The organism is Nocardia sp. NPDC004278, assembly GCF_053602975.1.
In genome coordinates this window covers 187,830-199,947 of sequence record NZ_JBSGEQ010000011.1, presented here as the reverse complement: position 1 = coordinate 199,947, position 12,118 = coordinate 187,830, and the positions used below count along the sequence as shown (strand labels likewise).

Sequence of the window (12,118 nt, the reverse complement as noted above, 5' to 3'; positions counted from 1 at the left end):
TATGACCACCTCTGAGCAGACCCAGCCGCGCCTGAAGGCCCGCTACCGGGCCGAGATCAAGGACGCGCTGAACACCGAGTTCAACTACGCCAACGTGATGCAGATCCCGGGCGTGGTCAAGGTCGTCGTGAACATGGGTGTCGGTGACGCCGCGCGCGACGCCAAGCTCATCAATGGCGCGGTCAAGGATCTGGAGCTGATCACCGGTCAGAAGCCCGAGATCCGCAAGGCCACCAAGTCGATCGCGCAGTTCAAGCTGCGTGAGGGCATGCCGATCGGCGCGAAGGTCACCCTGCGCGGCGACCGCATGTGGGAGTTCCTGGACCGTCTGGTCTCCATCGCGCTGCCCCGTATCCGTGACTTCCGCGGCCTGTCGCCGAAGCAGTTCGACGGCAACGGCAACTACACGTTCGGCCTCAGCGAGCAGTCGATGTTCCACGAGATCGACGTGGACTCCATCGACCGCCCGCGCGGTATGGACATCACGGTCGTGACCACCGCGACCAACAACGAAGAAGGCCGTGCCCTGCTCAAGCACCTCGGCTTCCCGTTCAAGGAGAACTGAGCAAATGGCTAAGAAAGCACTGGTCAACAAGGCCAACAGCAAGCCGAAGTTCGCCGTTCGCGCCTACACCCGCTGCCAGCGCTGCGGTCGCCCGCACGCGGTGTACCGCAAGTTCGGCCTCTGCCGCGTGTGCCTGCGCGAAATGGCGCACCGCGGTGAGCTGCCGGGTGTGCACAAGAGCTCCTGGTGAGCCCGCGCTCATTGTGAGCGCACCCGCATAACTGAGCACAGAACAAGGGCACGGACTCTCGGTAAGTCCGTGCCCTTGTGCGTTTGCTGGGCAAGAACCGATAGCAACGCGAATCCTTATTAAGTGTTATCTGTTAACCTTTAATAAGGAGGTGTCATGGCGAAGTTTGTGCAGCTGCGCTGGTCAGGCAATCTGGATGGCAGCGGTCTGTCTCGAAGGGATCGCGGCTCCGGCACCTACCAGGCATATCTGCCTGATCCATTGGTCGGTCGCCCCATCGTTCTGACCAGTGAGACCGCTGCTGATGTCGTCGATGCCGAGGTAGCGATCGCTCGGCTCGACACCGAAGCACAGGCGCTGGTCGAGACGGAAGCGTTGTCTCGATTGTTGTTGCGTGCCGAGGCCGTCGCATCTTCGCGGATCGAGGGCCTGGAAATCGGCGCGCGCCGACTTCTGCGCGCTGAGGCGGCACGGCAGTTGGAAGGTGAATCCTCTGACGTGACGGCGACCGAGGTGCTGGCCAACATCGACGCTATGGCGGTCGCCACCGACGCGGTGCGGCGTGGCCAGCCGATCAGCGAAGACGTTTTGCTCGAGGCTCATCGCCGCCTGCTTGCCGGTACCAGGCTCGCGCAGCACGGGGGATGCCTGCGTGACGTGCAGAACTGGATCGGTGGCAGCTCGTTCAACCCCTGTTCGGCCGCTTTCGTTCCGCCGCCGCCGGAATACGTGCCTGAGTTGATAGAAGACTTGATCGCCTTCTGCAACAGCGACGACCTACCCGCCGTCGCGCAAGCGGCGATCGCCCACGCTCAGTTCGAGACGATCCACCCGTTCATCGACGGTAACGGCCGCACCGGGCGCGCGTTGATCCATCTCGTGCTGCGCCGCCGCGGCGTCGCAGAACGAGTCATCGCGCCGGTGTCGCTGGTCCTCGCCACTTGGAGCGACAGCTATATCGACGGGCTGAATCGCTTCCGGCATCTAGGTGCTGCGGAATCGGCGCAAGCCACCGACGATTTGAACACCTGGGTGGCGCGCTTTGCCGCCGCGTGCACTCGTGCGGTCGAGGATGCGACAGCTTTCGAAGTGAAAGCTGCTGCCCTGCAACGATCGTGGCGGGATCGGGTAGCGCCGGTACGGGCGAATTCCGCGCTGGACTTGCTCTTGGACAAACTCGTCGGAGCCCCGATTCTCACCGTCTCCACCGCGGCCGCCCTGATCGGGCGGAGCTTTCCCGCCGCGAACGCCGCGGTCGAGCGATTGACCGAGGCTGGAATTCTGCATCAGCTCACCATCGGCCGTCGCAACCGAGCATTCGAGTCACCCGAAGTGATCACTGCGTTCACCGCACTGGAACGGCGCCTCGCCAGCCCGGACGGCGACACACGAACATCGGATCCGAAACGTCCGGTGCCGCGCCACGCCGCCCGCTAGGCGGTCCGAGACAAGACGCAAAGTCAGCCCGAATTTTCGCCCGTGGATTATGTTGACCTCGACTCGGTACGGAGCTTCCCGACACCGATTCCCGCGGTTCAGAATTCGAGGTCGGACCAGGGGATGTGGATCGGGAACGGGAAGTCCGTGGTGATCGCGTCGGAATCCTTCGGTGCCCACGAGCCGATCAGCAGGTAGTTGGCCGGGTAGAGCGGGTGTACACCGGCGGGGAGCTGGCCGTGCGTGGTTTCCAGCGCATAGGCGTGCACCACCGAGATCGCGCTCTTCTCCCGCTCCAGGGTGACTTCCCAGTACCAAGGGATACCAGCCTGCGCATAGCGAGCTTTCTTGGCTTCCATGTCGGTCTGCGTATTCGACGGCGAGAGGACTTCTCCGGCCAAGAGCACGTCCCTGGCTCGGATGTCCTGGTACGGCGCATCGAGGCACCGGTAGGCGAGGAAGTCAGGTGTCACGAAGTCGGACTTTCCAGTTTCACCAAAGAACACGTTGGTTTCGAAGTCGACGCGCCAGCACTCCTGCGGCTGCTGCGTCATCCCCGCCCGCGCACATCGTTTGAGCGCGCTGGTCAACGCAAATGTGAATGCCTGGTGCTCGGCAGGTCCGCGTCGAAGCCACACAACCCGCCCCTCCCATAGTTCGATCTGCCCGGCGACTTCCTCGGGCAACTGCTCGAGCTCCTCCCATGTCATGTACTCGGGGAGGCTGGGGCGTTGGATGCGCGGAAGCGACATGGTCCAATCCTAAGCTCGGCCGCGGAACGCTAGGGCTGGTCAGTAGTCGTTAGACGGCACTTCCATTGCCTCGACAAGGTGTGGAGTCATCGAGTTCCGGGCATGGCGGTGGCGATTTCGCGGCGGGAGTGGAGGTCGAGTTTCGCGAGGATGTTCGAGACGTGGGATTGAATGGTGCGGCGGGACAAGTACATTTGGGCTGCGATATCGGTGTTGGACAGGCCCTCGGCGGCCTGCACGGCGACTTTGCGTTCGGTGTCGGTGAGGGCTGCCCAGCCGGACTTGGGGCGGTTGCGGGGGCCGCGGACGCCGCGGCGGATCCCGTAGGGGCGCACGCGGGCCACTGCACGGGCGGAATCCCAGGATGCGCCGAGGCCGGAATACAGTTCGATCGCGGCGTCCAAGGCGTTGCGGCATTCGGGTCCGCGGCCCGCGGCGGCGAGTAGGACAGCGGCGTTTTCCTGCGCTTGGGCCTCGAACAGCGGGCGGCCGGATTGCCGGAAGACGTCGGCGGAGGCGAGCAGGTCATCGGGATCGGAGTCGGCGAGGCCGCGGCACAGCAGGGCCGTTCCGGTTCGCGATGCGGTCGGCTGTCGGGTCAGGAGTAGATCCGCGCTGGCTGCTACCGACCGGGCCGCGGGCGCGTCACCGATTTCCGCGGCCAGGCGCGCGATATCCGGGAAGATGTAATGCAGTGTGGCTGCGGCCAATCCGTCGGCCAGTCGCTGATGTGCGTCGAGGAGAAGTTCCAACGCCAGCTCAGGGCGACCGCGGGCCTCGGCAGTCAGGGCCTTGACCCACGGATGGAAGTGCGCATAACCGATATTGCCCGGTCGATCATCCGGCGCGGGCAGGCCGTCCGGGTCCGGCACGAAGGTGCCACGGCGAATTCCGATGAGCGCCGCAACGGTGTGCGCAACCGTCGCATACCCGAGCACATCGGGGGTCTGCATACTCGCCGCGCATTCGGCCAGCGCGTCGTCCCAACGCCCGCCCACCAGATACATCCGCGCCTTGGCGACCAGATTCGAGGACAGATAGACGCCGCGGAATCGGCGGTTGCGCCCGATGGCCGTCTTCAGCACCTCCTCGGCGTCGGCCAGCCGATCGAGTTCGATCAGGCAGTGCGCGTAGAGCGCGTACGGATCGAATTGGTCGGGCCCGGTCCCGTCCTCGAAGAGGGCCGGGATTCGAGCACTCAGGTTCAGCGCCTCGTCGAGATGACCCTCGGTATAGCGCACCGCGCCCACCGCGGTCAGTCCGTATCCGGTGGCCAGCGAATTCCCGGCGCGCTCGCCCAGCGATACGGCCTGCCGACCGGCCTGCTCCGCCGCCGCGAACCGCCCGAGGAAGAAATTGCCGAGTCCCGACATACCCAGAAACCGGGCGGCGTCCTCGACGCCCAATTCCCTGGTCGTGCCCAGCTCGCTGGCGGAGAGCACCTGCTCGGCGACCGCGACGGCATCGGTCAATTGGGCCTGGGCTTGATAGATCTGGGCGAGCAGCCAGCGCAGTTCGATATGGCCGCCGTCCTCCGGCTGGGTGAGCAGCGCCTCGCGCACCACCGATTCGGCCTCGGCCGCGTTCCCATCCCACAGCAGTGCATGAATTCTCAGCCGGATCAGTACCGAACGCCTTGCCGCATCGAGATCCGGCGCCGTTGCGACGCGGCTCAACAACCGTTTCGCCAGTTCGGGTGCGCGAACGATCAGCTTGTCGGCGGCACCGATCAGCCAATCGAGGCTGGCCGCGTCCAAATCGCGGTCGGCGACCGACAGATAGTAGGCAACCCGTTCGATCGGCGCATCGGTCGACTGGAGCGCCTGTCCGGCCCGCTGGAGCAGATCCGACCGCAGTGAAGCGGGCAGCCGATTGGCCAAGGCATCGCGGATCAGGTCGTGCCGAAACACCAGCTCGGAGTTCACCCGGATGAGCAGCCCGCCGTCCAGTGCCTCGGTGACGGCGCTCCAGACATCCAGAATTGGGATCTGCAATATCACCGCGAGGTCCGCGACATCGATGGTCGGACCGAGGGCCGCGGCCATCGGCAGCACATCGCGTGTTGGACGGGACAGGAAGTCCAGCCGCTGGGTAATCGCCTCGGCCAAGGACGCGGACGTGTTCGCGACAACAGCGCCCGCGGGATCGGCGGTGTCGGCGATCACCCTGATCGCCCCGTCGCGCACCAGGGCAGCCACCAATTCCGAGACATGCAGCGGATTTCCACCGGCCTCGGCCACCTTCGCCAACAGCCGTGGTCCCGGTTCGGCGCCGATCAGCTCGCGCACCAGTTTCGCGGCGTCGGTTGCGGGCAGGGCACCGAGCCGCAGCACCGGGGCCGGCCGGGCCACGAGTTCGGCCGACAGCGCGGCGAAGGCCGGATCGCGCGGCAGCGGCCGGGCCGCGAGCACCAGCAGCAGCGGCAGTTCGTCGACGAGGGTGCAGAGCCGGTGCAACAGCGTCAGGCTCGACCGGTCCGCCCAGTGCACGTCGTCCATGACCAGGGCAATCGGGCCCGCGGCGCACCAGGTGTCGATCTGGTCCAGAATCGCCTCGGCGATGGTCAGTTCATGGGTCGCCGCCACATCGCCTACGCGATCTCCGCTGCGCAGTGCGTCGATCGGGGATGTCGGGCCCGGGTCGTCGAGCCAGGAGCACACCGCGGCGAACGGCACGCCCTGCCGCAATTGCTCGGCGGCGCCGACGCGAATGCGCAGGCCCGCTGCGGCAAATGGATTTCGCATCGCTTCCAGCAGTGCCGATTTACCGATTCCCGGCTCACCCTCGACCAGCACGACGCACCCGTGTCCGGTGGCCGCACGCCGTCCGAGTGCCGCCAGACTCGCCACTTCGACATCGCGACCAACGAGTGCGGTCGCGAAGCAATCCTGCACGCGGGTGAGTGTAAGGGGCGAACCCCGGATTTTGTCCTGGTAGCGACCTTGCCTACACTAGAGCGGTTGCTTGGGCACCTCTGTGCCCGCATGTCCTGGATGCAGCGACTGTATCGATGTGCGGGCGGCCCGGGCACCGAGAGCTCTGATGAGAACTCAATCCGGTCGGCAAGTGTCGGCCGGACCGCCGAATTGCTATAGGCCCACGGCTGGCGTGCGCATGCGTACGCCGGTGTTGCATGGGAACCGTAGCGAGAAAGGTGTCAAGGTCGAACTATGACCATGACTGATCCGATCGCAGACTTCCTGACGCGTCTGCGCAACGCCAACTCGGCGTACCACGATCAGGTGAAGGCTCCGCACTCGAAGCTCAAGGCGAATATCGCCGAGATCCTCAAGCGCGAGGGTTACATCGCCGACTACCGGACCGAGGACGCGACCGTGGGCAAGACCCTCATCGTCGACCTCAAGTACGGCCCCAGCCGTGAGCGCAGCCTGCAGGGCCTGCGCCGCGTCTCGAAGCCGGGTCTGCGTGTGTACGCGAAGTCCACCAACCTGCCCAAGGTCCTGGGCGGCCTCGGCGTGGCCATCATCTCCACGTCGACCGGTCTGCTCACCGATCGTCAGGCGGCCAAAGCTGGCGTGGGCGGCGAAGTCCTCGCCTACGTCTGGTAAGGGGAGGTAGGACACATGTCGCGTATTGGTAAGAAGCCCATCGCAATTCCTGCCGGTGTCGAGGTGAACATCGACGGCCAGAACGTGTCGGTGAAGGGTCCCAAGGGCACCCTGACCCACATCGTCGCCGAGCCGATCACCGTCGCCAAGGGTGAGGACGGCCAGCTCGAGGTCGCCCGTCCGGACGACCAGCGCCAGAACCGCTCGCTGCACGGCCTGACCCGCACCCTGGTCTCGAACATGATCGAGGGCGTGACCAAGGGTTACGAGAAGAAGATGGAAATCTTCGGCGTCGGTTACCGTGTCGCGGCCAAGGGCTCGAACCTGGAGTTCGCCCTCGGCTACTCGCATCCGGTGCCGATCGAGGCCCCGGAGGGCATCACCTTCGCGGTGGAATCGCCCACCAAGTTCTCCGTGTCCGGTATCGACAAGCAGAAGGTCGGCCAGATCTCTGCTGTCATCCACGGACTGCGCAAGCCCGACCCGTACAAGGGCAAGGGCATCCGCTACGCCGGTGAGGTCGTTCGCCGCAAGGTCGGAAAGACGGGTAAGTGATCATGGCGCAAACCGAAAACCAGAAGGCCAAGCGCATTCCGCGTGGCAAGGACGTGTCGACGACGCGTCGCCTGTCGAAGGCCCGCCGTCACTTCCGCCTGCGCAAGAAGGTCGTCGGCACCACCGAGCGTCCGCGCCTGGTGGTCAACCGCTCCTCGCGGCACCTGCACGCACAGCTCATCGACGATTCGGTCGGCAAGACCATTGCCGCCGCATCCTCGATCGAGGCCGATGTGCGCGCACTGGACGGCGACAAGTCGGCCAAGGGCAAGAAGGTCGGCGAACTGCTGGCCGAGCGCGCCAAGGCCGCTGGCATCGAGGCCGTCGTATTCGACCGTGGTGGCCACGACTACCACGGCCGCATCGCGGCGCTGGCCGATGCCGCTCGCGAAGGTGGGTTGAAGTTCTGATGACTGCAAACATTTACGGAAGGAACGTCTGATGCCGGGACGTCAGAGGCGTGACGGCGGCAACGGACCCGCCGGACAGCAGAATGGTGCCGCTGGTGGCGGCGACAGCCGCGACGGCCGCGGCGGTGGCCGGGATCGTCGCGGCGGCGGTGACCGTCGTGACCAGCAGGCCGACAAGAACCAGCTCGAGCGCGTAGTCGCGATCAACCGTGTCTCCAAGGTCGTGAAGGGTGGTCGTCGCTTCAGCTTCACCGCCCTGGTGATCGTCGGTGACGGCAACGGCCTGGTCGGCGTCGGCTACGGCAAGGCCAAGGAAGTTCCCGCGGCCATCCAGAAGGGTGTCGAGGAGGCTCGCAAGGGCTTCTTCCGCGTCCCGATGATCGGCTCGACCATCACCCACCCGGTGCAGGGTGAGGCGGCGGCCGGTGTGGTCATGCTGCGTCCGGCCTCGCCCGGTACCGGTGTGATCGCCGGTGGTGCGGCGCGCGCGGTGCTGGAATGCGCTGGTATCCATGACATTCTGGCGAAGTCGCTGGGTAGCGACAACGCCATCAACGTCGTGCACGCGACGGTTGCGGCGCTCAAGATGCTGCAGCGTCCGGAAGAGGTCGCGGCCCGTCGTGGTCTGCCCCTCGAGGACGTCGCCCCCGCGGGCATGCTGCGCGCACGCGCTCAGGCAGTCGGAGGTGCCAGGTAAATGGCAGATCTCAAGGTGACCCAGATCAAGTCGTCGATCGGCGCCAAGGCGAACCAGCGGGAGAGCCTGCGCACGCTCGGCCTGCGCAAGATCCGCCAGACCGTGGTTCGCGAGGACAACCCGCAGAACCGCGGCCTGATCAACGTCGTGCGCCACCTCGTAACAGTTGAGGAGGTCTGACATGACCATCAAGTTGCACCACCTGCGTCCGGCTCCCGGCGCCAAGACCGAGAAGACCCGCGTGGGTCGCGGTGAAGGCTCCAAGGGCAAGACCGCGGGCCGCGGTACCAAGGGCACCAAGGCTCGCAAGAATGTTCCCGCCGCCTTCGAGGGTGGGCAGATGCCGATTCACATGCGGCTGCCCAAGCTCAAGGGCTTCACGAACCCGTTCCGCACGGAATACCAGGTCGTGAATGTCGGCTCGATCGCCAAGCTGTTCCCCGAGGGCGGCGAGGTCGGCAAGGCTGAGCTGGTCGCCGCCGGTGCGGTGCGCAAGAACCAGCTGGTGAAGGTTCTCGGCGATGGCGAGATCGGCGTCGCGGTCCAGGTGACCGTCGACAAGGTGACCGGCGCCGCCAAGGAGAAGATCACTGCGGCCGGTGGCACTGTCACCGAGCTGGGCTGACGGTACTCTGCAGATAGTGGCGCCGGACGAGTGAACAGCTCGTTCGGTGCCACTGTTAGAGTTCAATTGTTGTCTGCCAAGCCTCGTCATGGGTTTTCTATATCCGTGGCATGACCATGTCGTTCGCCAGGAGGATCTGTGCTTTCCGCCTTCGTATCGGCCTTCCGGACTCCGGACTTACGGCGGAAGATTCTCTTCACGCTGGGGTTGATCGCGCTGTACCGCTTGGGTGCATCGCTGCCGTCCCCCGGTGTCGACTACAAGAGCGTGCAGGAATGCATCGACCTGGTCTCCGGCGGTGATTCCGCCGGTATCTATCAGCTGATCAACCTGTTCTCCGGTGGTGCGCTGCTGCAGTTGTCGGTCTTCGCGATCGGCATCATGCCCTACATCACCGCGAGCATCATTATCCAGCTGCTCACCGTCGTTATCCCACGCTTCGAAGAACTGCGTAAAGAAGGCCAAACCGGCCAGAACAAGATGACGCAGTACACCAGGTACCTCTCGGTCGCGCTGGCGATCCTGCAGGCCACCGGTCTGGTCGCGCTCGCGGCCCGCGGTCAGCTGCTGCAGGGCTGCCAGAAGGACATCCTGGCCGATACCAGCATCTTCGGCATGGTGATCATCGTGCTGGTGATGACCGCCGGTGCCGCACTGGTCATGTGGTTCGGCGAGCAGATCACCGAGCGCGGTATCGGCAACGGCATGTCGCTGCTGATCTTCGCCGGTATCGCCGCGCGCATCCCGAACGAGGGCAACAACATTCTGCAGAACCGCGGCGGACTGGTCTTCGGTCTGGTCTGTGTCGCCGCGTTTGCCATCGTCAGCGGGGTCATCTTCGTCGAGCAGGGCCAGCGCCGGATCCCGGTGCAGTACGCCAAGCGCGTGGTCGGCCGCAAGATGTACGGCGGGTCCTCGACCTATCTGCCGCTGAAGGTCAACCAGGCGGGTGTTATCCCGGTGATCTTCGCGTCGTCGCTGCTGTATCTGCCGAACCTGGTCGCGCAGCTGACGTCCTCGAAGAACAACCCCAACCCCAGTTGGTGGCAAGAGACCATCCAGAAATACCTGGTGAATCCGGGGAACCCGGTATACATCGCGATCTACTTCAGTCTGATCGTGTTCTTCACCTACTTCTATGTCGCGATCACCTTCAACCCGGAGGAACGCGCGGACGAGATGAAGAAGTTCGGCGGCTTCATTCCGGGATACCGCCCGGGTAAGCCGACCGCCGACTACCTCAATTTTGTGTTGAGCCGCATCACTCTGCCCGGCTCGATCTACCTCGGTCTCGTGGCCGTCCTCCCGAACCTGTTCCTCGATATCGGCGCGTCCGGTGGCACCCAGAACCTTCCGTTCGGTGGCACCTCGGTGCTGATCATGGTGAGTGTCGGCTTGGACACCGTGAAGCAGATCGAAAGCCAGCTGATGAATCGAAATTACGAAGGGTTCCTCAAGTGAGACTTGTACTGCTCGGACCGCCGGGTGCCGGAAAAGGAACTCAGGCCGATCTCCTGTCGGACAAGCTGGGTGTCCCGCACATCTCCACCGGGGACCTGTTCCGCACCAATATCTCGGCCCAGACCCCGCTGGGGCGTGAGGCGCAGAAGTACATCAACGCTGGCGATCTCGTGCCGAGCGATGTGACCAACCGCATGGTCGAGGCTCGGGTCGCTGAGCCGGATGCCGCGAACGGCTTTGTGCTGGACGGCTACCCGCGCACGGTTGACCAGGCCGACGCGCTGGAGAAGATCCTCGCGGATATGGACAAGAAGCTCGACGCGGTGCTGTGCTTCGTCGTGCCCGAGGACACCGTGGTTTCCCGGATGATGGCGCGCGGTCGCGCCGACGACAACGAAGATGTGATCCGCAACCGGCTGCGGGTGTACCGCGAGGAGACCGAGCCGCTGTTGGAGCACTACGACGGTCTGGTCGTCTCGGTCGACGGTGTCGGCGAGATCGACGAGGTCAATGCCCGCGCCTTGCGCGCTCTTGGGCACTGAATGCTGCCCCCTGCGGAGCACATGATGCCGCTCGGAATGGAGCACTGAGCCCGGATGGTCTTCAACCGCAAAAAGAAGGTCGTGCCGTTCCGTACGGCAGGTGAACTGGATGCCATGGCGGCGGCGGGCGCGGTCGTCGGCCGTGCACTCGTCGCGGTGCGTGCGGCCGCCAAACCCGGGGTCTCCACCCTGGAGCTGGACGAGGTCGCCGAGCAGGTGATCCGTGATGCGGGTGCCGTGCCGTCCTTCAAGGGCTACCACGGCTTTCCGGGTTCGATCTGCGCATCGGTGAACGACCGTGTGGTGCACGGGATTCCGACCGCCGCGGAGGTGCTGGCCGAGGGCGATCTGGTTTCGATCGACTGCGGCGCGATTCTCGAAGGCTGGCACGGTGATTCCGCCTGGACCTTCGGTGTCGGCGAGATCATCGAGGCCGATCAGCTGCTCAGCGAGGCCACCAAGATGTCGATGGAGGCCGGTATCGCGGCAATGCTGCCCGGTAATCGGCTGACCGACGTCTCGCATGCCATCGAAATGGGTACGCGCGCGGCCGAGAAGCAGCACGGCCGGTCCTATGGGATCGTCGACGGTTATGGTGGGCATGCCATCGGCCGGGAAATGCATATGGATCCGTTCCTGGCCAATGAGGGTGCACCGGGCAAGGGCCCGAAACTCGTGGTCGGATCGGTACTCGCGATCGAGCCGATGCTGACCCTGGGCACCACGCAGACCAAGGTGCTCGACGACGACTGGACCGTGGTGACGCTCGACGGCAGTCGCGCAGCGCACTGGGAACATTCGGTCGCGGTTACCGAGGACGGACCGCGGATTCTCACACTGCGTCCGGAGTAGGTGGCGGTACCGGACATTGCTCCGGGACTTTCGATGCCGAACGGTGGATGGCATCGGACAATGCGTTGGCCCAGAACGGTATTTGCCGGACGTTGGTCGGCATGTGACTTTGCTCGGTGCTCGGTGCTCGGTGCTCGGTGCTCGGTGCTCGGTGCCGGCATTGGTTGGCATGGGCCCTTGCTAGGTGCTGGACCTTGGCTGGGCGCCCGATGTTGCTCGGCGCTGGCTCCGTTGGTTCGCGTATTGGTCCGGCACAAAGCCTCGCTCAGTGCCGGGCGCTGGTCGGTGCGGGATGTTGCTTTGTGCCGGACATTGGTTGGCACGGGATGCTGGCTTGGCGTCCGATGTCGCTTGGTGTCGGACCTGTTGGTGCCGGACATCGGTTGTTAGCCCTTGTTCGGTGTCGGACGTTGCTCGGTGCCGGACATTTGTCGGCATGGCGCTTTGGCTTGGTGTGCGATGT

At 64.8% G+C, this 12,118-nt stretch carries 14 protein-coding genes; 12 read left to right on the top strand and 2 right to left on the bottom strand.

The window, feature by feature from the left end; all coding sequences use genetic code 11:
• Nucleotide 1: 1 nt before the first annotated feature.
• From rplE to ACWEO2_RS19395, 3 genes are all read left to right on the top strand, one after another.
• On the top strand, nucleotides 2-565 hold the full coding sequence (gene rplE, locus ACWEO2_RS19405; protein WP_452406568.1) for a 50S ribosomal protein L5: 564 nt from the start codon (nucleotides 2-4) through the stop codon (nucleotides 563-565).
• A gap of 4 nt (nucleotides 566-569) precedes the next feature.
• Nucleotides 570-755, top strand: a complete 186-nt coding sequence (locus ACWEO2_RS19400) for a type Z 30S ribosomal protein S14 (protein ID WP_062983162.1) — start codon at nucleotides 570-572, stop codon at nucleotides 753-755.
• Nucleotides 756-911: 156 nt separating this feature from the next.
• Complete coding sequence (locus ACWEO2_RS19395) at nucleotides 912-2,192, top strand: Fic family protein (RefSeq protein ID WP_452406567.1); 1,281 nt, start codon at nucleotides 912-914, stop codon at nucleotides 2,190-2,192.
• A 98-nt stretch (nucleotides 2,193-2,290) separates the two neighbouring features.
• On the opposite strand, the gene ACWEO2_RS19390 is transcribed toward ACWEO2_RS19395, so the two are convergent.
• Both ACWEO2_RS19390 and ACWEO2_RS19385 read right to left on the bottom strand, forming a co-directional pair.
• Entirely contained in the window at nucleotides 2,291-2,944 is a 654-nt protein-coding gene (locus tag ACWEO2_RS19390; protein ID WP_452406566.1) for a Uma2 family endonuclease, read from the bottom strand.
• An 86-nt stretch (nucleotides 2,945-3,030) separates the two neighbouring features.
• The gene (locus tag ACWEO2_RS19385) at nucleotides 3,031-5,838 is read right to left on the bottom strand and encodes a helix-turn-helix transcriptional regulator (RefSeq protein WP_452406565.1); all 2,808 of its coding nucleotides are present in this window, start codon (nucleotides 5,836-5,838) and stop codon (nucleotides 3,031-3,033) included.
• Nucleotides 5,839-6,114: 276 nt separating this feature from the next.
• Here ACWEO2_RS19385 and rpsH point away from each other — a divergent pair, with 276 nt between their 5' ends.
• The 9 genes from rpsH (at nucleotide 6,115) to map (ending at nucleotide 11,655) form a co-directional block, all read left to right on the top strand.
• Entirely contained in the window at nucleotides 6,115-6,513 is a 399-nt protein-coding gene (rpsH, locus tag ACWEO2_RS19380) for a 30S ribosomal protein S8 (RefSeq protein WP_354952709.1), read from the top strand.
• 15 nt (nucleotides 6,514-6,528) lie between these two features.
• A complete protein-coding gene (gene rplF, locus ACWEO2_RS19375; RefSeq protein ID WP_355183825.1) occupies nucleotides 6,529-7,068 on the top strand; it encodes a 50S ribosomal protein L6 in 540 nt (179 codons plus the stop codon).
• Nucleotides 7,069-7,070: 2 nt separating this feature from the next.
• Complete coding sequence (gene rplR / locus ACWEO2_RS19370; RefSeq protein WP_354952713.1) at nucleotides 7,071-7,478, top strand: 50S ribosomal protein L18; 408 nt, start codon at nucleotides 7,071-7,073, stop codon at nucleotides 7,476-7,478.
• A gap of 31 nt (nucleotides 7,479-7,509) precedes the next feature.
• A complete protein-coding gene (gene rpsE / locus ACWEO2_RS19365) occupies nucleotides 7,510-8,175 on the top strand; it encodes a 30S ribosomal protein S5 (RefSeq protein WP_452406564.1) in 666 nt (221 codons plus the stop codon).
• Nucleotides 8,176-8,355: a 50S ribosomal protein L30 gene (gene rpmD / locus ACWEO2_RS19360; protein WP_062983142.1), complete on the top strand. Its 180-nt coding sequence runs from the start codon at nucleotides 8,176-8,178 to the stop codon at nucleotides 8,353-8,355.
• A gap of 1 nt (nucleotide 8,356) precedes the next feature.
• Nucleotides 8,357-8,800: a 50S ribosomal protein L15 gene (gene rplO / locus ACWEO2_RS19355; RefSeq protein WP_433680965.1), complete on the top strand. Its 444-nt coding sequence runs from the start codon at nucleotides 8,357-8,359 to the stop codon at nucleotides 8,798-8,800.
• 138 nt (nucleotides 8,801-8,938) lie between these two features.
• Nucleotides 8,939-10,261: a preprotein translocase subunit SecY gene (secY, locus tag ACWEO2_RS19350; protein WP_355183819.1), complete on the top strand. Its 1,323-nt coding sequence runs from the start codon at nucleotides 8,939-8,941 to the stop codon at nucleotides 10,259-10,261.
• On the top strand, nucleotides 10,258-10,803 hold the full coding sequence (locus tag ACWEO2_RS19345; RefSeq protein ID WP_355183817.1) for an adenylate kinase: 546 nt from the start codon (nucleotides 10,258-10,260) through the stop codon (nucleotides 10,801-10,803). The genes secY and ACWEO2_RS19345 overlap by 4 nt, the downstream gene beginning before the upstream one ends.
• Before the next feature lie 54 nt (nucleotides 10,804-10,857).
• On the top strand, nucleotides 10,858-11,655 hold the full coding sequence (map, locus tag ACWEO2_RS19340) for a type I methionyl aminopeptidase (RefSeq protein ID WP_354952723.1): 798 nt from the start codon (nucleotides 10,858-10,860) through the stop codon (nucleotides 11,653-11,655).
• Nucleotides 11,656-12,118: the final 463 nt, after the last annotated feature.